General features: G+C 49.3%; 21 protein-coding genes. 8 read left to right on the top strand and 13 right to left on the bottom strand.

Annotated elements, in window-relative coordinates; all coding sequences use genetic code 11:
- Positions 1-40 precede the first annotated feature (40 nt).
- The 3 genes from ACZ5DR_RS17230 to ACZ5DR_RS17220 all read right to left on the bottom strand — a co-directional run bounded on the left by ACZ5DR_RS17230 (position 41) and on the right by ACZ5DR_RS17220 (position 3,526).
- Positions 41-901 carry an NAD(P)-dependent oxidoreductase gene (locus ACZ5DR_RS17230; protein WP_377365351.1) on the bottom strand — a complete coding sequence of 287 codons (861 nt, stop codon included), beginning with the start codon at positions 899-901 and terminating at the stop codon, positions 41-43.
- A gap of 163 nt (positions 902-1,064) precedes the next feature.
- Positions 1,065-2,591 (bottom strand): glycerol-3-phosphate dehydrogenase, encoded by a 1,527-nt coding sequence (gene glpD / locus ACZ5DR_RS17225; RefSeq protein ID WP_377365353.1) that lies wholly within the window; start codon positions 2,589-2,591, stop codon positions 1,065-1,067.
- A gap of 167 nt (positions 2,592-2,758) precedes the next feature.
- Entirely contained in the window at positions 2,759-3,526 is a 768-nt protein-coding gene (locus ACZ5DR_RS17220; RefSeq protein ID WP_377365355.1) for a DeoR/GlpR family transcriptional regulator, read from the bottom strand.
- Between the two features lie 158 nt (positions 3,527-3,684).
- Between ACZ5DR_RS17220 and glpK the strand changes: the two genes are divergently transcribed.
- Both glpK and ACZ5DR_RS17210 read left to right on the top strand, forming a co-directional pair.
- Positions 3,685-5,169, top strand: coding sequence for a glycerol kinase GlpK (gene glpK, locus ACZ5DR_RS17215; RefSeq protein ID WP_377365357.1), 1,485 nt, complete (start codon positions 3,685-3,687; stop codon positions 5,167-5,169).
- A 204-nt stretch (positions 5,170-5,373) separates the two neighbouring features.
- Complete coding sequence (locus ACZ5DR_RS17210; RefSeq protein ID WP_377365359.1) at positions 5,374-5,670, top strand: antibiotic biosynthesis monooxygenase family protein; 297 nt, start codon at positions 5,374-5,376, stop codon at positions 5,668-5,670.
- Positions 5,671-5,678: 8 nt separating this feature from the next.
- On the opposite strand, the gene ACZ5DR_RS17205 is transcribed toward ACZ5DR_RS17210, so the two are convergent.
- Positions 5,679-6,584, bottom strand: a complete 906-nt coding sequence (locus ACZ5DR_RS17205) for a LysR family transcriptional regulator (RefSeq protein WP_377365361.1) — start codon at positions 6,582-6,584, stop codon at positions 5,679-5,681.
- Positions 6,585-6,701: 117 nt separating this feature from the next.
- Here ACZ5DR_RS17205 and ACZ5DR_RS17200 point away from each other — a divergent pair, with 117 nt between their 5' ends.
- Positions 6,702-7,598 carry a DMT family transporter gene (locus tag ACZ5DR_RS17200; RefSeq protein WP_377365363.1) on the top strand — a complete coding sequence of 299 codons (897 nt, stop codon included), beginning with the start codon at positions 6,702-6,704 and terminating at the stop codon, positions 7,596-7,598.
- 89 nt (positions 7,599-7,687) lie between these two features.
- Here the strand turns inward: ACZ5DR_RS17200 and ACZ5DR_RS17195 are convergent, their stop codons facing one another.
- The 6 genes from ACZ5DR_RS17195 to ACZ5DR_RS17170 form a co-directional block, all read right to left on the bottom strand.
- On the bottom strand, positions 7,688-9,406 hold the full coding sequence (locus ACZ5DR_RS17195; protein WP_377365364.1) for an ABC transporter substrate-binding protein: 1,719 nt from the start codon (positions 9,404-9,406) through the stop codon (positions 7,688-7,690).
- A 68-nt stretch (positions 9,407-9,474) separates the two neighbouring features.
- Positions 9,475-9,747, bottom strand: a complete 273-nt coding sequence (locus tag ACZ5DR_RS17190; RefSeq protein WP_377365366.1) for a DUF2160 domain-containing protein — start codon at positions 9,745-9,747, stop codon at positions 9,475-9,477.
- Between the two features lie 11 nt (positions 9,748-9,758).
- Entirely contained in the window at positions 9,759-10,508 is a 750-nt protein-coding gene (locus ACZ5DR_RS17185; RefSeq protein WP_377365701.1) for a carbohydrate ABC transporter permease, read from the bottom strand.
- Positions 10,509-10,694: 186 nt separating this feature from the next.
- Complete coding sequence (locus tag ACZ5DR_RS17180) at positions 10,695-11,561, bottom strand: carbohydrate ABC transporter permease (protein ID WP_377365368.1); 867 nt, start codon at positions 11,559-11,561, stop codon at positions 10,695-10,697.
- The gene (locus ACZ5DR_RS17175) at positions 11,554-12,654 is read right to left on the bottom strand and encodes an ABC transporter ATP-binding protein (RefSeq protein ID WP_377365370.1); all 1,101 of its coding nucleotides are present in this window, start codon (positions 12,652-12,654) and stop codon (positions 11,554-11,556) included. Before ACZ5DR_RS17175 ends, ACZ5DR_RS17180 begins: the two co-directional genes overlap by 8 nt.
- Position 12,655: 1 nt before the next feature.
- Positions 12,656-13,744 carry an ABC transporter ATP-binding protein gene (locus ACZ5DR_RS17170; RefSeq protein WP_377365372.1) on the bottom strand — a complete coding sequence of 363 codons (1,089 nt, stop codon included), beginning with the start codon at positions 13,742-13,744 and terminating at the stop codon, positions 12,656-12,658.
- Between the two features lie 416 nt (positions 13,745-14,160).
- On the opposite strand from ACZ5DR_RS17170, the gene ACZ5DR_RS17165 reads away from it, so the two are divergent.
- Positions 14,161-16,110, top strand: coding sequence for a sigma-54-dependent Fis family transcriptional regulator (locus ACZ5DR_RS17165; RefSeq protein ID WP_377365374.1), 1,950 nt, complete (start codon positions 14,161-14,163; stop codon positions 16,108-16,110).
- Positions 16,111-16,183: 73 nt separating this feature from the next.
- Positions 16,184-16,738, top strand: a complete 555-nt coding sequence (locus tag ACZ5DR_RS17160; protein ID WP_377365376.1) for a DUF7482 domain-containing protein — start codon at positions 16,184-16,186, stop codon at positions 16,736-16,738.
- Between the two features lie 19 nt (positions 16,739-16,757).
- Here ACZ5DR_RS17160 and ACZ5DR_RS17155 read toward each other — a convergent pair whose 3' ends face one another.
- From ACZ5DR_RS17155 to ACZ5DR_RS17145, 3 genes are all read right to left on the bottom strand, one after another.
- Positions 16,758-17,738: a TauD/TfdA family dioxygenase gene (locus ACZ5DR_RS17155; RefSeq protein WP_377365378.1), complete on the bottom strand. Its 981-nt coding sequence runs from the start codon at positions 17,736-17,738 to the stop codon at positions 16,758-16,760.
- A gap of 189 nt (positions 17,739-17,927) precedes the next feature.
- Positions 17,928-19,052, bottom strand: coding sequence for a Gfo/Idh/MocA family protein (locus tag ACZ5DR_RS17150; protein WP_377365380.1), 1,125 nt, complete (start codon positions 19,050-19,052; stop codon positions 17,928-17,930).
- Between the two features lie 28 nt (positions 19,053-19,080).
- On the bottom strand, positions 19,081-19,797 hold the full coding sequence (locus ACZ5DR_RS17145) for a GntR family transcriptional regulator (protein ID WP_377365382.1): 717 nt from the start codon (positions 19,795-19,797) through the stop codon (positions 19,081-19,083).
- 322 nt (positions 19,798-20,119) lie between these two features.
- Here ACZ5DR_RS17145 and ACZ5DR_RS17140 point away from each other — a divergent pair, with 322 nt between their 5' ends.
- Genes ACZ5DR_RS17140 through ACZ5DR_RS17130 form a run of 3 tightly spaced genes read left to right on the top strand, consistent with a single transcriptional unit; the run spans position 20,120 to position 22,971 of the window.
- Positions 20,120-21,022: an aldo/keto reductase gene (locus tag ACZ5DR_RS17140; protein WP_377365384.1), complete on the top strand. Its 903-nt coding sequence runs from the start codon at positions 20,120-20,122 to the stop codon at positions 21,020-21,022.
- 48 nt (positions 21,023-21,070) lie between these two features.
- The gene (locus tag ACZ5DR_RS17135) at positions 21,071-21,622 is read left to right on the top strand and encodes a TRAP transporter small permease (protein WP_377365386.1); all 552 of its coding nucleotides are present in this window, start codon (positions 21,071-21,073) and stop codon (positions 21,620-21,622) included.
- A 56-nt stretch (positions 21,623-21,678) separates the two neighbouring features.
- On the top strand, positions 21,679-22,971 hold the full coding sequence (locus ACZ5DR_RS17130) for a TRAP transporter large permease (protein WP_377365388.1): 1,293 nt from the start codon (positions 21,679-21,681) through the stop codon (positions 22,969-22,971).
- Positions 22,972-22,997 lie beyond the last annotated feature (26 nt).

Here is a 22,997-nt window from a genome sequence, read left to right as displayed (position 1 = left end):
AGGCCAATGGCCGTCATGGACGGCCTATGGCTCTATTGGATTACTTCACCACTTTGTACACTGCTGCGATGTCTTGATCCGCACAGCCTTCTTTGCGGGCTTGCTTAAAAAGCTCGTTAGCGGCGGCTGCGGTAGGCAGAGGTTGGTCCAGTTTATCTCCCAAGGCAATGGCAAGGCGCATGTCTTTCTGCATGTGCTTTAGGGGAAAGCTGGTAGCGTAGTTGTCGTCTAATAGCATCTGGCCTTTGACTTTGAACATAGGGTTGGCCATAGCGCCGTTAGCGAGCACTTCCAGTAATTGATTGGCGTCGAGGCCGCTTTTTTGTGCCAAAGACATGCCCTCTGAGAAGGCGGTTAACATGCTGCCCATGACCATATTCACCACTAATTTCATGTTAGCGCCTTGGCCAATAGGACCAAGATAAGGGGCCATCTTACCCATCACTTCAAAGCAAGGCAGGGCGTCTTGATAAAGAGACTCGTCCCCAGCCGCGAGAATGATCAGGGTGCCATCAATGGCCGGTTGCTTGGTGCCAGACACTGGGGCTTCGAGAAAGCGTCCTCCAGCGGTTTGGATGGCCGCTTCAATGGCTTTTGAGGTGTCGTCATCGACCGTGGACATGTCCACATAGCCACGACCTTCGCCAATACCTTTCGTGACACCGTTTTCCCCCAACGCAATGGCCTTGGCCGCTTCTGGGTCAGACACCATAGCAAAGGTGATGTCACACTGAGCTGCCACGTCTTTTGGGCTCTTGCCTTGTTTGGCTCCTTGTTCAATGAGCTCAGCGCAGGCTTCTGGAGAGCGATTCCAGACGGTGACATCAAACCCTGCCTTAAGGAGGTTAAGTGCCATTGCTTTACCCATGATGCCTAAGCCTAGAAAGCCATAACTTGCCATAGTGTTTTCATCCCTTGTTAATCAGTTATTTCAGTTCATCACAGTGTAATGAGATTCTCTATGGGTTTCATCCATCCTAGGAAATGCTCATTATCACTTGGCGCTGCATAGCAGGCATTAAAAAGGCCACTTTGTAGTGGCCTCTTGTTGTGAGTGCGGTTTTCTAGGCAATGTCTACCAAGGCAGCATCTTCGGGGCTAATGGCAGCCTGTGATGCTAAATAGCGTTCTAGGGTTTGTACTTGGTTGTCATCAAACTCTAAGCCCAGTTTAGTGCGACGCCAGAGAATGTCTTGAGCCGTATGAGCCCATTCGTGTTCGATGAGGTAGTCCACTTCTTTTTGGTACAGGTCCGAGCCAAAGCAGGTGCCTAAGTCCTCTTCGCTGGTGGCGTCACCTAATAACACGTAGGACAGGGTGCCGTAACTGCCAGTAAAACGGCGGGCTAAGGATTCACTTAAGAACGGAAACTCTGCCATCAGCTTGCCGATCAGGACGCTGTAGTCGTTGCTCATGTCGCCACCAGGTAGCGGCTTTGCATGAGTCCACTCTTTGCCCATGGCTGGGAAGTATTCCTTCAGGTCATTCATGGCAGACAAGGCCAGTTGGCGGTAAGTGGTGATCTTGCCTCCAAAGATACTGAGCAATGGGGCTTTGCCGTTTTCATCTTCCACGTGCAAGGTGTAGTCGCGGGTAACCGCTGAGGCATTGGACGATTCGTCATTTAGCAATGGACGCACACCTGAATAGGTCCAAACTACGTCGCTGGGTTTAAGCTGAGCTTTGAAGTGCTGGTTCGCCACGTCCAGAATGTAATTGGTTTCTTCTTCGCTGATGGCCACATCCTTAGGGTCGCCCTTGTATTCTTGATCGGTGGTGCCGATTAGGGTGTATTTGTCACGGTAAGGAATGGCAAACACAATGCGCTTGTCAGCGTTTTGCATAATGAAAGAGTTAGACTGGGAATATAGCTTTGGCACAACAATGTGACTGCCCTTGATCATGCGAATGCCGTATGGCGCTTTGCGCTGTACTTTTTTCTCAATGAAGCTCGACACCCAAGGGCCAGCCGCATTGACAATGCCCTTGGCAGTGAATTGATGGCGCTCGCCGGTGACAGTGTCTTCAGTCTCGATCACCCATTGGCCATTTTCACGGTGGGCAGATTCACAACGCATGCGTGGCATGATGAGGGCGCCGCTTTCTTGGGCGCTTTGAGCATTTGCCACCACAAGGCGTGCGTCATCGACCCAGCAATCTGAGTATTCAAAGCCTTGGGTAATTTCGCTTTTTAGGGCACTACTGGCATCGTATTTTACCCCTTTAGAGCCCGGTAACAGCTCGCGCTTACCCAAATGGTCGTAGAGGAACAGTCCTAATCGAATCAGCCAAGCAGGGCGTAGGTGAGGGCGATGGGGCATTTGAAAACGCATAGGCGTCACTAAGTGAGGTGCAATTTTCAACAGCACTTCACGTTCGCTCAAGGCTTCTCGTACTAGGCGGAACTCGTAATGCTCCAAGTAGCGTAAACCCCCATGGATCAACTTACTGCTGGCAGAGGATGTGGCGCTGGCCAAATCGTTCATTTCACAGAGGGCAACAGATAAACCGCGTCCAGCCGCATCGGCTGCGATCCCTGTGCCATTGATGCCTCCCCCAATGACGAAGAGATCAAAATGCGTTTGTTTCATGGTTTACCTCTTTTGAAAACGAATATGGATGTTCAAAAACGAAAATATATGTTCGATATTAGACGTGAAATAGTCGTTTCGCAAGTTCAAATGATGAAATAAACGAGATGTCATATAACCGTCATTGGACGGTCATATGTATAGAGAGAAGAAACTGGATTTGGAAATCAGTGGTGGCAAAGTTCCAGCTTGACGGAATGCTCTTTCAGCAAGGCTTGGATGGTCTTAGGGGGGACGTCGTCCGTAAACAGACGATCAACCTGGGTGATGTTACCCAGTCTGACCATAGCGTTACGGCCAAATTTTGCATGGTCGGCGGCTAAAAAAACGTGTCGTGAATTGGCGATGATGCCTTGAGCCACGCGTACTTCTTGGTAATCGTAATCCAGCAGTGATCCATCTGTTTGATCGATGGCGCTGATACCGATGATGCCGTAGTCGACACGAAATTGATTAATAAAGTCTACGGTGGCTTCACCAATAATACCGCCGTCTCTAGAGCGTACGGACCCCCCTGCCACAATCACGTTAAAGTCTTCTTTTACCCGCAAGATCGACGCAACATTGATGTTATTGGTGATGATTTTTAATCCTTCATGTTGCAGCAGGGCACGGGCAACTTCTTCGGTTGTGGTACCGATATTGATAAATAGAGAAGCACCATTAGGAATCTCTTGGGCGATACGTTTAGCGATCTGCTTTTTGGCATCCAGTTGTAATGCTTGGCGAGTATTGTAATCCACATTGGTGGTCGAGGAGTCAATACTTGCGCCCCCATGGTGGCGGCGTAACTTGTTTTCATCTGCCAAAGCGTTGATGTCACGGCGAATCGTTTGCGGTGTGACTTTAAAGAGAGCGGCTAACTCCTCAATGGAGGCATAACCTGACTCACTCACCAGTTGAATGATTCGATCTTGACGTGTTTGTTGCCCCATAGGTGTATTAATCTCCTCGATAGTGACTTGCTAAACGCTGCGATTATCGCTTTAATAACTATATTCGATTTTGAACATTTATGTTCGAATAACAAAAATAACAAACACCCATCGATTTTGGTTCATTGGATGGGTGACACTGATAAGAGAATCCTTCCATGAGTCAGTATCTACTTGCAATTGACCAAGGCACCACCAGTAGCCGTGCTATCCTGTTTGATACCCAAGGCACTCGAGTGGGGCAAGCCCAGCAAGAATTTCCGCAGATCTTTCCTAATGACGGCTGGGTAGAGCATAACCCTGATGATCTCTGGTCAACAACGTTAACCGTTTGTCAAAACGTGTTGAAGGATACAGGCATCGATGCCAGCGCGGTAGCCTCAATCGGCATTACAAATCAGCGCGAAACCACCATTCTTTGGGATACCGAAACCGGTCAGCCCGTTTATAACGCCATTGTATGGCAAGATCGCCGTACCAGTGAATACTGCCAATCTTTAGTGGAAGCAGGGCACAGTGAATCAGTGCAAGCCAAAACAGGCCTTTTAATTGACCCTTATTTTTCTGCTACCAAGATTCGCTGGATTTTGGAAAACGTGGAAGGTGTGCGCGAACGAGCCCAACAAGGCCATATTGCTTTCGGTACAGTGGACAGCTATTTACTTTGGCAACTCACCAGCGGGCGTTACCATCGCACGGATGCGACTAACGCAGCACGCACCATGGCGTTTAATATTCATACGCAAAATTGGGACGACGAACTCATTGAGTTGCTGGGCATTGGGGATGTGATCTTTCCTCAAGTCATGGATTCCAGTGATGATTTTGGGGTGATCGATGAACAGTGGTTGGGCGCGGCGATTCCGGTTAATGGCATTGCTGGAGATCAACAAGCGGCGTTAGTAGGACAGGCCTGTTTTACACCTGGCATGGTGAAAAGCACCTATGGTACTGGCTGTTTCTTGATCCTTAATACCGGCGATCAAGCCCTGAAATCAGAACATAAAATGCTGACAACTGTTGGCTACCGTATCAACGGTAAAGTGACCTATGCCTTAGAAGGCAGTATTTTCGTTGCTGGTGCCGCGATTCAATGGTTACGAGATGGCTTGAAGCTGTTTGCGGATGCCTCAGAAACCCAAAGCCTTGCCCAGCGCGCATTAAATGCGGATACGGTTTACTTGGTGCCCGCGTTCACGGGGTTGGGGGCGCCTTATTGGGACCCTGATGCTCGGGGAGCCATGATAGGTTTGACCCGAGATACCAGTGCCTCTGACATCGTCAGTGCGGGGTTGCGCTCCGTGTGTTACCAAACTAAAGATCTTGTGGATGCCATGGCCCAAGACGGAGCCGACTTTGCCACCTTACGTGTGGACGGTGGCATGGTGGTGAACGATCTGGTGGTGCAATTCTTAAGTGATTTGCTTGGTATCACGGTGGAGCGTCCGAAGGTCACAGAAACCACTGCCCTAGGGGTGGCCTTCTTGGCAGGCTTAAAAGTCGGTATTTATGAATCCTTAGAGCAAATCAGTGAGCTTTGGCAGTCTGAACATCAGTTTACCCCTGATATGGATGGGGACAATCGTACTAAGTTGTACGACGGTTGGTTGGATGCGGTCCGTCGAGTGCGCACAACGCTGTAATCATCGAATATGGTATTCGACGAAAGTAAGGGGGCTTTGGCCTCCTTTTTTCGTTATGGTAGTGAGTATGACCTTGGGGGTGGGCTACAGTTTGCTACACAATCCCCCAATACTGGTCACAAACTCTCGAGATGGCTTGGGATATACTCGCCATATTAGGCTGACAAACCGATTTAAATTGACGGGAAAGATAAGGAAAAGAAGATGATTCGAGTGGTGTATGAATGGCAGGTAAGCCCAGAAAATTTACAAGAGTTTTGTGAGGCATGGCGTGAGACAACCCACATTGTGCGTGAGACTTATCCCGGTGCCCACGGCAGCTGTTTGCTGGAAGACGAAGCAAAAGCCAGCCACTTTCTGGCCATTGCCCGCTGGAATTCTAAAGAAGAATGGCGCGACTTTTGGTCAACAGACAATCCGCCAGAAGTCATCCGCATGAGCACCCTAGGGGAGTTGGTGTCGGTTAAAATCTTTGACGAGATTGGTGATCACACTTCTTAAATACCCCATTAGCCCGCTTGTGCAGGCTGAGTGCTTAGCTCAGCCTGCACAAATTTAATAAAGCGCCGTATGGCAGCAGGTACAAACCTCGACTGGCTATGCTGGGCGTACACGTCCCCATGATAACTCCCTTGATAAACCCAATCGGTCAGCATCGGCACCAATTGCCCAGCAGCAATGGCCTCTGCTACGACAAATTCTGGAAACACGGAAATCCCTAGGCCTTCTGTCACCGCAGCCAAGCGGATCTCGGAATGATTGCTGGCGAAGAACCCTTGAGTGCGCACCTGTTCTAGTTCTCCTTCTTTGGCAAAGTACCAGCAGTGGTCATCACTGCGTTCTCCTAAGGCTATGCAAGGATGATCCAGTAAATCTTGAGGGTGGCAGGGCTGAATGCGATCAGCCAAATAATTGGGAGTCGTACACACCACCTGATTCACATGACCTACCTTATGAGCCACCAAGTTCTCAATCGGGGAGTCGGTCACATGAAAGACAATATCGACGTCGCCACTGGTGGGATCGATTAGGTTATCCGAGGCAGTTAGTTGGATGCGAAGCTTGGGGTGCAGCGCCATAAATCGAAACACCAAGGGCGTCATGATGTGCTTACAAAAAGCCTTTGGAGCCGCCACTCGCAGCACGCCTTTTAACTCATCCTGTTCGCTTTGAGTGGAAGACACGGCCGCTTTGGCGGCATCCATCATGGACACGGCTTGTTCATGTACCACACGCCCAGCAGATGTGAGCGCTAAGGTTCGAGTGGTGCGCTCAAGTAATTTTGCGCCTAACTCTTCTTCCAGCTTTGAAATGGAGCGACTAATGGATGATGGAGGCAAACCAATGCGTCTTGCAGCCGCGGAAAAGCTGCCTGTCTCAATAACAGTCACCAATATGCCCAATTCAGGAAGCACTCTTAATAGTCTATTTATGTTCATTTGATATAAGTGATGTGCCAATTATCTGTATTAATGTTCTGAAGGTTACAAATTAGACTCCTCCAGGTCAAAGTTATTGTTGGAGAAACAGATATGATCACGGGAGCAGCGACTCATCAGGCGGGTAGAGGTTGGACAGAGGTAATGCTTTTGCTGGTGGCTATTGTATGGGGCACCAGTTATGGCTTAACCAAAGACGTCTTAGTGTACGTGGGAGTGTTTTCGTTTATAGCCTTGCGTTTTGGATTGACGTCTTTGTTTCTATTGCCTCAAGTTTTGGCAGATTTTCGCGCCGGTAAAAACCGCGAGTGGTATCGGGCGCTGCCTACAGGTGCGGTGTTGGCAATTATTTTTGCCTGCGAGGTGAATGGGATTGCCAACACCAGTGCCACCCATGCTGCGATCTTGATTAGTCTGTCGATGATCTTAACGGCTTTATTGGAAAGCCTATTAAATCGTGCTGCTGTGCCATTGTTTCTCTGGAGCATGGGGATTCTCAGTGTATTGGGAGTGGTCTTGTTGAGCACTAAACAGGGCTTTGATTTGACCCTAAACCTAGGGGATTGGTTGATTTTAGGGGCAGCCCTAGGACGTGCGGTGATGGTGACTCTGACCAAGACCTTGACCCAAGGGCGTGCCATCACACTGTTTAGCCTCACGGCGATTCAGTCGTTAGTGGTGACCTTGGTGGCGATCACTGTGGCGTTTCAATTAGGTGAGCAGGTGTCAGATAGCGCCTTGCTGACGACGGAGTTTTGGCTGATTACCTTGTATCTGGTGGTGATGTGTACTCTGTTTGCCTTATTTGCGCAAAACATGGCATTAAGCCGAACCTCTCCTACTCGGGTGGCTTTGCTCATGGGCAGCGAGCCTTTGTTTGGGGCTTTGTTCGCCATGCTGTGGCTGGGGGAGAGTTTGTCCTTAGTGCAATGGTTGGGGGCTTTGCTGATTATTGTCAGTGTGATGTGCGTCTCCATCCAACGTAAGTAGTGCTTACTTGTTGCGGGATAAAAACCGGGCAAAAAAAGACCGGCTAAAAAGCCGGTCAAGAACCTAGAGGGTGATCATAAACGGGACGATTATTCCCAAGAACGAATCAGTTCATCGTAATCAACGGTTTTACCCTGAACTTTTTCGTTAGCAAGCTTCGCTTTTGGCGCGCCTGGCTGGCTCAACCAGTAAGACTCGTCGCGAGGCTCGTTTAGCTTAGGCCCACAGTTATCGTGGACGCGGGCACGCTCAAGACGGTTTAGAACTTTGTCTTGTGCTTCCGCAAGGCCATTCAAGGCTTCTTGTGGTGTGGCTTCACCACTGGCTGCCTGAGAAATGTACTGCCACCAAAGCTGAGCAAGTTTTGGGTAATCCGGAACGTTGATACCCGTTGGAGACCATTGCTCACGAGCTGGCCCCTTGTAGAATTCAACTAAGCCGCCTAGGAATGGCGCGGCTTCTTGCATCTCCGGAGAGTTGATATCGGACTCACGGATAGGCGTTAGCCCCACCAGAGTTTTCTTCAATGACACCGTTTTTGCTGTGGTGAACTGAGCGTACAACCAAGCAGCGTTACGGCGATCCTCTGGCGTAGAGTTCATGAAGGTCCATGCACCCACGTCTTGGTAACCCAGTTTCATGCCTTCTTCCCAGTATGGTCCACGTGGAGAAGGCGCCATACGCCATTTCGGCGTGCCGTCTTCGTTGACCACAGGCAAACCTTTTTGCGTCATGTCTGCCGTGAAGGCGGTGTACCAGAAGATCTGCTGAGCCACACTGCCTTGAGCAGGGACAGGGCCAGATTCTGAGAAGGTCATGCCTTGGGCTTCTGGTGGCGCGTACTGGCGTAGCCAATCCACGTATTTAGTGGTCGCGTAAACCGCTGCTGGGCCATTGGTGGCACCACCACGTGCGACACTGGAACCCACAGGGTTACAGCCTTCTACACGGATACCCCATTCGTCCACTGGTAGACCGTTTGGAAGACCTTTATCCCCCGCGCCTGCCATAGAGAACCAAGCATCGGTGAAGCGCCAGCCAAGGGATGGGTCTTTTTTACCGTAATCCATGTGACCGTAGACTTTCTCTCCATCGATTTCGCCCACGTGCTTAGTAAAGAACTCTGCGATGTCTTCGTAGGCAGACCAGTTGACTGGCACACCTAGCTCGTATCCGTAGATGTCTTTAAATTGCTGTTTCAGCTCTGGACGCTGGAACCAGTCATAGCGGAACCAGTAAAGGTTGGCAAACTGCTGGGTTGGCAACTGGTAGAGTTTGCCATCTGGTCCAGAGGTGAAGTTCAAACCGATGAAGTCCCCTAGGTCTAAAGTCGGAGACTTAAGAGATGGCTCTTCGTTCATCATGTCTGTAATGGGTACGACTTTACCGTAACGGAAGTGAGTACCAATCAAGTCAGAGTCATTCACGTAGGCATCGTAGATGTTACGGCCAGACTGCATCTGCGTTTGCAGTTTTTCGACCACATCACCTTCTTGGATCAGGTCATGGTTAACCTTGATGCCAGTGATTTCATAAAAGGCTTTCGCGAGCACCTGAGATTCGTATTTGTGGGTGGTCAGCGTCTCAGAAGCGACGTTGATCTCCATCCCACGAAAACGTTCAGCGGCTTTTGTAAACCACGCAAGCTCCTTGATTCGCTCTGCTTCTGAGAGCGTTGAAACTGTGAATTCGCTGTCAACCCACTTCTGAGCGGCATCTGAATATTGGTCAGCCCATAGATTTGCCGAATTCAACGCAACGGCAAATGGGATGGCAGCTAAAACGAGTTTCTTTTTATTGTTGTACATGTTTTACCTCAACAGTTAATGATTGTTGTTTTGCTTCCATGCAAAGTCGTCCTTGTCTTTCACGCTCATTAGCCCCAGCGCATCAGGATCATCATCCAGAACACGCAGAGCACGGTTGCAACGTAGAGCGAGATTTCGCTCAACGCCACAAAACCTAAATGGATAAAGGCACTGGTTAACAAACCAATGAAGAGTCGATCTCCACGGGTGGTGTCGATGGGCAAAAAGCCCTTGCGTTCAACACTGGGAGACACGGTTTGCCATACGGTCATTGCGACTAAAATCAGCGCAATACCCGCAAAAAATGCGGCGGTAGGCAGAGTCCAAGACATCCAAGCCATGATTCTTCTCCTTACACTCGGCCTAGGGCGAAGCCCTTAGCCACATGGTTACGAACAAAGTAGATCACCAAAATGCCCGGTACTATGGTCAGTACACCGGCTGCGGCGAGCAGCCCCCAGTCCATCCCTGAGGCGGACACGGTACGGGTCATGATGGCGCCGATAGGCTTGGCATCTACCGAAGTCAGTGTGCGTGCGAGAAGCAACTCCACCCAAGAGAACATGAAGCAGAAGAAAGCCGTCACACCTATCCCTGAGCGAATCAAAGGTAGAAAGATGCGCACAAAGAATTTCGGGAACGAGTAGCCGTCAATATAAGCCGTCTCATCGATTTCTCTTGGCACGCCACTCATAAAGCCTTCCAAAATCCAAACGGCTAGGGGGACGTTAAAGAGACAGTGGGCAAGGGCGACCGCGATGTGCGTATCAAACAAGCCAACGGACGAATACAGCTGAAAAAACGGCAGCAAGAACACCGCTGGGGGAGCCATACGATTAGAGAGCAACCAGAAGAACATATGCTTGTCGCCGACAAACTTGTAGCGGCTAAAGGCATAGGCAGCTGGCAGTGCCACCAACAAGCTGATCACCATGTTCATGGATACGTAAATAATTGAGTTCACGTAGCCCATGTACCAAGTGGGGTCGCCAAAAATCTTGGCGTAGTTCTCCAACGTGAAATCCTGTGGAAAGAAGGACAAGCCCCCAAGGATTTCGGTATTGGTTTTGAACGACATATTGATCAGCCAATAAATCGGCATCAGTAGCAGCACCAAGTACAAGGTAATGCCAATGCGTCCACGCCATAGGGCATGTTTCGCCTTGCGCTCCGCGTGGCTAAACACTGGAGCTTGGGGGGCACTATGGGTGTAGCTGGCTTCAGCAATAGGTTCGTTTGCTTGAGCTTTATGACGGGTCAATGCAGCGTTATCTGACATGATCGCCTCCTACTTGTCTTTTTGCATGTGCATGATGGTTGTGTAGAACACCCAACACACGAGAAGAATGATTAAGAAGTACACCAGCGAGAACGCCGCCGCAGGGCCTAAGTCAAACTGACCGATGGCTTGCTGTACCAAGGACTGACTCAAGAAGGTCGTCGAAGTACCAGGGCCGCCACCCGTGAGCACAAAGGGCTCGGTGTAAATCATGAAGGAGTCCATAAAGCGCAACAGCACAGCGATGATGAGTACGTTGGTCAGCTTAGGTAGCTGGATGTAGCGGAATACCGCCCAACGGGATGCCTTATCAATGCGAGCTGCTTGGTAGTACACCTCAGGGATGGCGCGCAGACCGGAGTAACACAGCAGAGCCACCAGTGGCGTCCAGTGCCATACATCCATTAGCACTACGGTTAGCCAAGCATGCATAGGCTCAGAGGCGTAGTTGTAGTTGATCCCGAGCTTGGCCATCATGGCACCAAATAAACCAATGTCCGCACGGCCAAAGATCTGCCAAATGGTGCCGACTACGTTCCATGGGATCAGCAATGGAATCGCCACTAGGATCAGGGACAAGGACGCGCCGCGGCCTTTGGTTGGCATCATCAGCGCGATACCAATACCCAGCGGAATCTCAATCGCCAAGATGGTGAAAGAGAAGATGAACTGGCGTACTAAGGCGTCGTGCAGGCGGGTGTCCGTCATGACTTGTTTGAACCATTCAGTCCCCACGAAATAGCGGGTGTAAGGATCAAAGATGTCCTGTACCGAGTAATTCACAACCGTCATTAACGGGATGATCGCGGAGAAGGCAACGATCAAGAAGACGGGCATCACCAGCCACCAAGCTTTGTTGTTTTCCACCTTATTCATAATCGACCTCCACCAAAAATTCATCCACGTAGATCTTGGTCCACTGCTCAGGGAAGCTTACATAGGCTTTGCCCTGGGGGACTTTTTGATCTTCGCTTAAGCGAGCTTTCATCTTTACGCCAGCAAAGTTGAATGTGAGGATCTTGTAGGTGCCAAGATCTTCTACAAACTCCACATCCACGAGAAAGGCGTCATCGTTTGCACCGTCCCAAACGTGAACAAACTCAGGACGAATGCCGACTTTTACATGGGTGGCTTCCATATCGTTTAAGCGCTTTTGCAGCTCAGGGTGAAGGGGAAGCGAGTGGTCACCGAATTCCAACAAAGCGTCGCTGACTTTGGCTTCGATAAAGTTCATACCTGGAGAACCAATGAAGTACCCCACAAAAGTGTGTGCTGGGTGTTCAAACAGCTCACGTGGCGTACCAAATTGAACAATCTGGCCCTCATACATGACGGCGATCTTGTCGGCAAAGGTTGATGCTTCGAGCTGGTCGTGGGTCACATACACCATGGTGATATTGAACTGCTCATGGATCTGCTTCAGCTTACGGCGCAGCTTCCATTTCAACTGTGGGTCAATCACGGTGAGGGGTTCGTCAAACAAGATGGCTGACACATCGTCACGGACTAGACCGCGCCCCATGGAAACCTTTTGTTTTTGGTCTGCGGATAAGCCTTTGGCTTTGCGTTTTAGCTGATCCGTTAGCTCAAGGATCTCGGCCACTTCGTAGACTTTGGAGCGAATCTTATGCTCTGGCACACCAATGTTGCGTAGAGGGAAAGCGAGATTGTCGTACACCGTCATGGTGTCGTACACCACTGGGAACTGAAACACCTGAGCGATGTTACGCTCTTCAGGTTTTAGCTCATTCACCCGTTTGCCATCAAACAATACTTCCCCGTCAGAAGGCTCAAGCAATCCAGAAATGATGTTCAGCAGGGTGGATTTACCACAACCGGACGGACCGAGCAGTGCGTAGGCGCCTCCTTGGTGCCAGATGTGCTGCATCTGGCGGATGGCATAGTCTTCCGGCTTGCTTGGGTTGTCGCTGTAAGTGTGCGCCAAAGCGTTTAAGGTAATCTCAGCCATCTTATCGACCTCCTAAGCCAGCCGGTGCATGGACAAGGTGACCCGCTTCATTGAAGGCGTACAACTTGTGGGTAGGGAAATACACCTTGATCTGCTGATCCACGTGGTACTCATGTACACCAGATAAATGCAGCACCAAATCAAAGTGGGGGTTGTGTACGTGTAAGAAGGTTTCGGAGCCACTGATCTCAGCAATGTCCACTTGAACAGGCAGTTCAAGGTCGTCATCGGAATGGGGGACTAAGCCAATATGAGAAGCTCGTACACCAAAGCGGTAGTTACCTGGCTCAAGGGGACGAAGGTCACTGTTGAGCTGGAAATGTACCGTATCATCAAAGGTGACTTCAGTATCGCTCACGCGCCCAGGTACCACGTTGATCGGTGGCTCAGAGAACATCTCAGCAGTAATGATGTCCTTTGGACGATGGTACACCTCAGCGGTTTCGCCGAATTGCAGTAGCTTGCCCTCATGAAGTACCGCCGTATTACCCGCAAGGGCCAAGGCTTCATTAGGCTCAGTGGTGGCGTACACAGCGATGCAGTTACGAGCTTTAAATAGGGCGCGTAACTCTTGGCGTAACTCTTCCCGTAATTTGTAGTCGAGGTTAACTAGAGGCTCATCAAAAAGAATGATTTGGGAGTCTTTTACCAAAGCACGTGCCATGGCGGTACGTTGTTGCTGACCACCCGAAAGCTGCAGTGGTAAGCGGTCTAGGTAGCTGTCGATACGCAGCATTTCTGCGGTTTCGCGAACCCGCTTATCAATGTCTTGTTTGGACATCTTAGCCAGTCGCAAAGGGGATGCGATGTTGTCGTACACCGTCATGTTGGGGTAATTGATGAACTGTTGATACACCATAGAAATATTACGTTCACGCACTGGTACACCAGTGACATCGACGTTATTCATCATGATGGATCCACTTGTCGGGCGATCCAGCCCCGCCATAAGGCGCATCAGTGTTGTCTTACCGGAGAGCGTTCGACCCAGCAGCACATTAAATGAGCCTGGCTCTAACGTCAGATTGACATTATCAATCCACGTTTCTCCGTCGACAACGCGGGACACGTTGTTGAGCGTCAGTGACATTGTAATTAACCCTTTGTTGTTGTTATGGCCGCCACAATGAAGCGGTTTCTTAAAGCGATGTTTCGTGTCCATTGCGGCAGTGATTGGCTTGTCGCTTTTCGCAAATGAACACACATCAAGAGTGTTGCTAAGGACTATTCAAAGGGCGTGCCAAAATTATTTAAACTTAATTAAATGCTATAGGTGTTTGAAATTTATGAATTTTATTATGTTTGTGTCAGGTTTTTTGGAATTGTTCATTTGTGAACAAGAGTGTTCATTTTCGTGTAAAGTGTTCGCCTGATCAGTGTTTTGAACAGTCGGCAACCTGATGCATGTTGTTTTTAAATATGATCGGTTATTTACATTGACCTGACGGTTAGTGCACCGCAAAATAACAATCGGCTTGTCGCTCCTGAAACCGTTCCGGAGCTCAAATGACAGAAAAAAAACAAGAAGAAAAGGGTGACGACGAGGCAATGCTTAGGCCCAACGTCAACTTAACGGACGACGAACACAAACAACAAATCGAAGCGTCATGGTATCGCTGTGAGCAATTTGGATTGGAGCATTCTACCGAGCCTAACTTTGCTACCTTACCCACGGGTGAGTTGAAAGATCTTCGTGACCAGCATCGGGATCTGTTGGAAACAACAGAAAACGAGATCATTCCCTACTATGAGAACATCCTCAGTAATTCCGCGTGCATGATTGTTTTGGCTGATCGCCAAGGCCACGTGCTGAATACTTGGGGACAGAAGCGTTTTGGCCGTGGCCAATACCATGGTCTGGTAGAAGGCAACCAATGGACAGAGCAGGGCGTGGGCACAAATGCCATAGGGACGGCCCTGATCAGTGGCCGTGCGATCCAAGTGGGACGAGACGAGCACTACCTGCGCGCCAATCGTTACATGGTGGGTTCTGCTTCTCCTATTTATGACACCGGCAATGAGTTGCTGGGGGTATTGGATATTTCCTCCGACGCATATCTTCCTCAAGATCATACTTTAGGCATGGTGAAACTCATGTCTTTAAGTGTGGAGAATCGCCTGATTTTCGCCGCCTTCCAACAGGACCATTTCATACTGAGTTTTAACACCAACCTTACCAGTCTCGACAGTCATTGGTCTGGCTTATTGGTGTTGGACGACCGTGGCACCATTATCTCCGCCAACCGACGAGCGGAAGTGGTTTTGGCCCGAGATTTGTCCCTGTTAAATGTGTCACAAATCTTTGATTGCGATATGCGCGAGATTAAAAACCAACCTTTGCATATGCCTATGAAGACTCGGGCGCTGGGGCGATATCAGTTTTACATGAAAGTGCTGCCACCAGTGACCCATGTAATGAAGGTTCCGGATTACCGCCGTGACAGTGCTTACCAAGCACCGCCTAAAGTCATTGGGGCTGAAAAGCCCATGCCTACTGAGATCCCAAGTAACGTCATTCCTTTAGAAGAGTTAGAGCATGGGGATGAGCGTGTGCGGCGTATGGTGAAGCAGGCCCATAAAATCATGGAAAAGGACATCCCTATCTTGATCCATGGGGAAACTGGTGCCGGTAAAGAAATCTTTGTGCGCAGTTTGCATTACCACAGCTCGCGACATAAAGAGATGCTGGTGGCGGTAAACTGTGCTGCCATCCCAGCAGAGTTAGTAGAGTCTGAGCTATTTGGTTATGAAAAAGGGGCGTTTACGGGGGCGCAAACAAAGGGCTCTATTGGCCTCATTCGTCGAGCCCACAAGGGGACGTTATTTCTGGATGAAATCGGTGAAATGCCCCTAGCAGTGCAATCCCGATTATTGCGTGTGTTGCAGGAGCGTGTCGTCACGCCTCTTGGCTCCACAGAAGTGTATCCGGTGGATGTGAAGTTGATTTCAGCCACCAATCGTCATCTAAAAGACGAGGTTAACGAAGGCACTTTTAGACAAGATCTCTACTATCGTATTTCAGGGCTTAACGTTGAGCTGCCGTCTCTACGAGATCGACAGGACAAGCGTAAACTCATTGCCTATGTACACGAACGGTTGCGCAAGGAAGAGCCTGGTCCACCCTTATCAGACTCTATGCTGGACCTGTTAGTCTCTCATCCTTGGCCGGGTAACATGCGTCAATTGATGCATGTACTGAAAGTCGGGATGGCTATGGCGGATGAAGAAGAGCTGGAAGATTGGCATTTGCCCGATGATTTCTTTGACGATCTTAAGTTACAAACTGAAGTAGAGAGTGAGTTAGGAGGGAAGGCCACTTCTCTGCCAAAAGACGAGTTAGAGGAGGTGATTGTGCGCTTGCTTGAGGAATACCAAGGGAATGTTTCTCGCACCGCAAAAGCAGCAGGGGTGAGTCGTAACACCGTCTATAAATATGTGCGTCAACGGGCGGATTAAAATTTCACTCAACCTCAGCTCACGAATAGCCTATGATTAACAAGTGTTAACAATCACGCAAGTAGGGAAAGAGATGAAGGCATTTCATTATGTGCTGCTGGTTATAAGTGTGTTTGGTCTGAGCGCCTGTTCAAGTTTAGACAAGCATCCTGAGTATTCATTACCCATGTTGTCGGCTTGGTATAACGGTCAAATGGTCAACTATGTGACCACTGACGTATCCGATGCGGACATGGCCCGTGAAATGGGGGCGAACTATGCGCCAAGATTGCGAGATGCCATTCCGGAGTACCCTAAGCCACCGAGACAAAAAACCGTGCTTGAGCGTGTGTACGGATTTCCCGGGGGTGAGCAACCTAACAACGTGTTTGGCTCGGCTCCGTCACCAGTGGGTTACAACAGCACTGACGAGCAATATTCCCCAGTCTGGCACATGTATTGGGTGAAGTGGGTGGACCCTAGTCAGGCAAAAGTGTTGACCTCTGAGGAGGCAATTCTGGATGCGGAAGAGCTTGGTTTGGTGACAATTGAACGAACAGATATTGTGGTGAACTGCCCGATAGTCTCTTCCCCAGATAAAATAGAAGGAACACCGAGCACGGCGTTCCTTTTCTGGAGTTTTAGCTAACCTGGCCTGAAACTAGGGGTTATTTGAAAGAGATAGACGCTAAGATTCGGCGTTCACCTTCAAACGGTTGACGTGCATGCAACACCGTATGGTTGTTGATCCATAGTACGTCACCTGCCTGCCATTTAAAGTTCACACATAGCTCATCCATAGCGGTTACCAGTTGCTCTAACGCTGTGGCGTCCATGGGCTCACCATCTGCCGTGGTGACGGCTTTTTCCCCTTGGTTACGGGCATCATTCCAACCTGTGAACACAGCGACAATGGAGTTAAAGAAGGTTTTTTGCTGGGTTTCGTCATCAAACCGAATACCCGGTAGCACACGTGTTTCGGTGCGAACATCGCCATTTTCTAACCATTCCCAATTCATGCCCGCTTCGCGCATTTTCTCTTCAGCGTCTTCACGAGTAGTCACATGAAAGGTGTCTTTCCAAGAGCGACCAATGGCAGAAGTATTGTCCGTCACTTCTGGCATCACGCGTACATAGCGAACCCCTTGTTCTTCAACTTTTTTGGCAAAGTCTGGAGCAATCTCAAAGAACTTTTTGCAAATCTCACCCGAGTGAAGAATGGAGGTTGCGCCCCCTTTGGCTGCTGAGGTTTCGCAATAAAAGAAGATATAGCCTGGAGGAGTGGGGACTTGTGCCATCTCGTGGTGGAACGGAATCTTTTCTGATGCAGGTGACTCGTTAGCTGTGACAATGCGAGAGGCGGTTACTTGTGCGCGGGGAGCCGCGCCACCTACGTAGGGCATGTTTTGGTAATTTGTTTGATCAAGCATCTTCTCGAATTCGTCCGAGTTTTCAACTGGAAAACCACGGAAAAGCACAGCGCCGTGTTTGATCAACAGATCATGAAGCTCAGCTTTGTTGCCCTCAACCCAGTTGAAAAACTCCATTTTATTGCTTTGAACGTCCGAGTTGTGAGGCGTCACTAGCAATGGAAAATCCAACCCATTTACTTGTTTTTGTTCTTCTAGTTTGGAAATTACCACACTCATATTTACTCCCGATTTGGTCATCGTGTTGTTAGGGATTCATTCAATGATATGAATCAATAGTGAATGAATTAAAATAACTCTAATCACGTTCCTCTAAAAAGTAAATCAATAGTGAATGAATTTTTTGTAAGAAACGCCCTGTTCATTCATTAGCTATTGATTTACTTAGTTTTATTTTCTGAAATTAATTTACGCGAAAGCGTAACCAGAATCCGTGATTGTGACCGCTTGGCCCGTTTGTGCAGAATGTTGTGCGGCTAAACCGATGACCACCGCTTTCAAGCCATCTTCCACTGTGACGTCCACTGGAGCATTTTCAGTAATGGCTTTGAAGAAGCCGAGGTGTTGGTAAAAGGTTGAACCATTGTGGTCGCCCGCATCCAATAGGGCAGGGTCGACTGGAATGTCAGATTCAATCGGGCCTTTAGGATCGCGAGGGCTAAGGACTACTTTTGGAATCGGCGCAGCCCCTAGGGTTTCTGTTGGCCAGAAGCGTCCTGGACCTGGGACAAAACACTCAAGCTTGGCTTGCGGACCGATGGCGCAGATTTCTTCTTGGTAACGGGACCCTTCTGCAAACATGTTGAGATCCAAGCAGGCACGCTGACCGTTTTCAAAATCCACCACCACAAAGGCGTTGTCTATGATGTCTGGGGTTTCACCGTCGTAGCGCTCTTCTAGATGATTGCAGTCTTGCCCAGTGGAAGCGTACACACGTTTGACTTCGCCTTGCATCAACAGGCGCATTAGGTCGAAGAAGTGGCAACATTTTTCCACTAAGGTACCACCGGTTTGATGATTGAAACGGTTCCAATCATTCACCTTCTCTAGGAATGGGAAACGGTGCTCACGGATGTTTAGCATTTTTAACGGGCCAATGTCTCCATCCAACAGTTGCTTGCGGAACTGAGCCACTGGAGGCATGTAACGGTATTCCATAGCGACCCAAACTGGCGCTGGGTGCTTGGCCGCGGCCTCTCGGATTTGCGCTACTTGCGCGATATCGCTGACCACTGGTTTTTCCACCAAGATCGGCAAAGTGGTGCGCTCAAATAACGCTAGCAGTTGATCCGCATGTTGGTAATTGGGGGTAGCGATGACGAGGGCTTCAAGGCCGAGATCGGCGTCCAGCATGTCCTCTAATGTGTCGAAAAACTGTGCGTTAGGGACGAGCTCTGCGCAGCGTTTTTGCATGTCTTGATTGGGTTCGGTGATCGCGACGACCTGTGCGCCATCGATCAAAGCCAAGTTTCTGAGGTGTTCTTGCCCCATCATTCCGCAGCCTAGGATGCCATATCGAACGGAATTACCCATTTTTCTAACCTCTTGTTTTTATTAAATGTTAGTGCCATCGGGCAACGTAACGACACTTGGCTGGGTCATACCATGTAAACGAAAACTCTTCGATTATGCCTTCGTTTGACCAACTTCTACGATGCACCTTTGGCATTGTTGTGTCTGGAGCGAGCTCCAGATTGTCCGTCACCCACTGAGGTGCGGGGGCACAGTCCACTTCGTCTTCCACTCGGCTGATCCAAAAGGAAAAGTGATCCCGATAGTGGAGGTAAAGTGACTCGTGCAAATCCTTAGGTTTGAGAGTTGGTGCATGGGCGTGCTTAAACCAAATCTGTTCCATAGCGACCAGTTCGCGATTGAGATAGCGTGCCCGTTTGATACACCAAAGCTTACCATCGGCTTCGACGTTTAACTGGCGCTTCACAAACTCGTCGTCATCAACCGTGATTGACAAAATATCAGCGGTGGGGACGCCACCACCTTCCAAGGTTTCCAAATGGAAAAACTGGTAGATGGCACGACCGCCGGGGGCGCGTTTAACATAGTTGCCTGAGCCTTGGCGGCGCTCCAAAAAACCATCTTCTTCAAGCTTTTTTAAGGCCTTACGAAGGGTACCAATGGCAACGCCTAACTTGGCTGCTAGTTCGGCTTCTATGGGTAATCGATCTCCCGGTAACCAATGTCCCGCTGCAATCTCGCGATTCAGTAATTCGCTAATTTGGATGTAGAGCGGTAGCTGTTTTGTCTTGTTTTTCTTTTCCACTTTTTCACCTAATCCTGCGCAATATGTATCCCTATCTTACAAGTCAAACGGGCAATTGTAAGTAGCTAAAATGCCCTAAGTGACTGACTTCGCAGTGTATTCGCCCATCAAACCGACCATGGTTTGAGCGGTGGAAAGAACTTTTTAGGAAAATTCATTCACTATTGATTTACATCACAAGAATACACTGTTAGGGTAAATATACAACCTCTCGTGACGGTATCGGTTTGCATCGACCAAAAGCGAGGAGCACAAAACAAAAACAAAAATTCTGAGCGTCCTATGGAAGCCAGGAACGCTCAAAATTCGGAGAGAGAAAACAATGCGAATGGTTCAAATTGGCAAATCTGACCTGCAATTCAGCCGTCTTGTGTACGGTGTTTGGCGTTTAGCAGACGCGAGTGATGTGTCTCTAGCCCACGTCAGAGAAAAGATTGACCTTTGCTTAGATCAAGGTATCACTACCTTTGATCACGCAGACATCTATGGTGATTACGAATGCGAAGCGCTATTCGGTAAAGCCTTAGCCCAAGACCCAAGCTTGCGTTCTAAGATGCAGCTTATCTCAAAATGTGACATCGCCCTGATGTCAGATAAATTCCCAGATCGCCGTGTGAAGTTCTATGACACCAGTGCTGCTTATGTGACAGCGAGTGTTGAGCAAAGTCTTAAAAATCTTCATACGGATTACCTAGATTTGTTGCTGATTCACCGTCCTGACCCCTTGATGAACGCTGCTGAAACGGGGGCTGCATTAGACGCCTTGATCGACAGTGGTAAGGTGCGTGCTGTGGGCGTGTCGAACTTTGATGTATGGGATTGGCGTCTTTTACAAGCCAGCATGCGTCATCCATTAGTGGTGAATCAGGTGGAAATGAGCCTGTTACAGCGTGATGCCTTCACCAATGGCAATTTAAGTGCCATGCAATTGGATCAATTGACGCCAATGGCTTGGTCTCCTCTAGGTGGTGGCGCCTTATTTGGCGATACCCCTGAAACACGTCGCCTTGCACCTTTGTTTGAACGCTTGGCAAGCGAGCAGGGGGCATCCTCTGACCATGTGGCCTTGGCTTGGTTGTTGGCGCATCCTGCGAACATCTTGCCTGTGGTGGGGACTAATAACCCAGAGCGCATCAAAACCCTTTCCAATATCTTGGATATCCAGATTGACCGGGAAACTTGGTTCGAGCTTTGGACCGCAGCAGCCGGACATGAAGTCCCTTAAACTGTAAGACACGATAACAATAACAATACGTTTTTGAGGGAGTAACACATGGCAATTCTCAGAATGCTGGTGTCCTGCTTTACCACCATCAATTTACTGCTCAATCGCATCGGGCGAAACATTGCTTGGGTGCTGGTCGCAATGATGATCAGTGTGATCTTGTTGCAAGTCTTCTGTCGCTACGTGCTCGGCAATGCCTTGCCGTGGCCAGAAGAAGCCGCCCGCGCTTTGATGATCTGGATGATGGCAATGGTAGCCGGGGAAGCCTATCGACGGGGCTCATTCGTCGCGATTGATATGTTCTTAAGCGCCTTACCGGGACGTGCTTCCAGCTTACTTAAACTGATTTTGCTGTTGGTGGCAGGTGCCGTACTGGTGAAGCTAACCGTCTTAGGGGTCGACTTCTTTGATCGTGGATTCCGCTCCAGAGCGGCGTCGATACACATTTCTCGTGCGTGGATTTACTTGGCAATGCCTGTGTGCTTTTTCACCATGTTATTGGCAAATATCGAGTTATGTCTGCGGGAGATCGGCTGTTTGCTTGGTCAGAAGCAATTTGCTTTGGGGACCGAAGTCCGTGCTGATGCTCCTGCCGAATAGACGGTTGGTCATTTGACGGCGTGTATTTAGAACAACAATAACAAGAGACGTACAGTATGTTAGCTCTGTTTTTACCTTTATTTTTAGTCTTGCTGTTAATCGGGATGCCCGTGTTTTTCGCCATGTTGGCGGCACCGGGTGCCATGCTTTATGTGACAGGCATGGAGCGTGATATCTCCCTGTTGTTTCGCAACATCTATAACGGCATTGACTCTTTTCCGCTGATGGCGATCCCATTTTTTATGCTGGCCGGTGAGCTGATGAACCGAGGCGGTATCACCATGAATTTGGTGCAGTTTTCACAAGCCTTTATTGGTCATGTGCGAGGCGGTTTGGCCCATGTGAACGTACTGTCTAGTATGTTGTTTGCTGGCTTGTCAGGCTCTGCTGTGGCGGATACCTCCGCGATTGGTTCTATGATGATTCCCGCCATGGAAAAAAATGGCTACAGCCGTAAATTCGCTACGGCGATCACGGCAGCGTCTTCTGTCATCGGCCCGATCATTCCGCCGTCAGGCATCATGATCATTTACGCTTACACCATGGAAGTATCCGTGGCGGCTCTGTTTGCTGCGGGCATTGTCCCTGGCGTTATGATTGGTGCTGGCTTGATGGTGATGATCGCCTTAATGGCAAAAAAATACGACTTCCCTGTGGCTGGGCCTAAGTCCACTTGGAAACAGCGTGGCACCGCTACCCGTAACGCTATCTTCCCGCTGTTTGCTCCAGTGATCATTTTAGGTGGCATTATCGGTGGTATCTTCACGCCGACGGAAGCATCAGCCATTGCCACGGCTTACGCCTTAATCATCAGTGTGTGGGTGATGAAAACCGTAAAATTGCGCGACCTGCCTGATATCTTTATCAAAGGTGCGCAAGCTTCTGCTGTGGTGCTGTTATTAGTTGGTTCTGCCATTGCCTTTAAAACAGTAGTGAGTTTGTCTCACAGTGCTGAGATCCTCGCGGATTGGGTGCTGACCATCAGTGAAAACCCGCTGATGCTGTTGTTCTTGATTAACCTATTATTGTTCATAGTAGGGATGTTCTTAGATGCAGGTCCAGCGATCATTATCTTGGGACCTATCTTAGGGCCAATCTTTATTAATTTGGGCATCGACCCAGTACATTTCGCCATCATTATGAGTGTCAACCTCACCGTCGGGTTGGCCACACCGCCCATGGGCTTGGTCTTGTTCGTAGCATCCAGTGTGTCTGGTGAGCGTATCGAAACCATTTCCAAAGCGATCCTGCCGTTCTTGGCAGTGGAAGTCTTGGTGATCTTCCTAGTGACCTTTTTCCCATCTCTATCCATGACCTTACCGCGAATGCTCGGGTTGGTGGCTGGATAGGCACAAACGCAAAGCAAAACCATTAA

Source organism: Marinomonas vaga (assembly GCF_055388305.1).
Note: the sequence above shows the minus strand (reverse complement) of the source record. Positions and strands in the feature narration are given on the sequence as shown.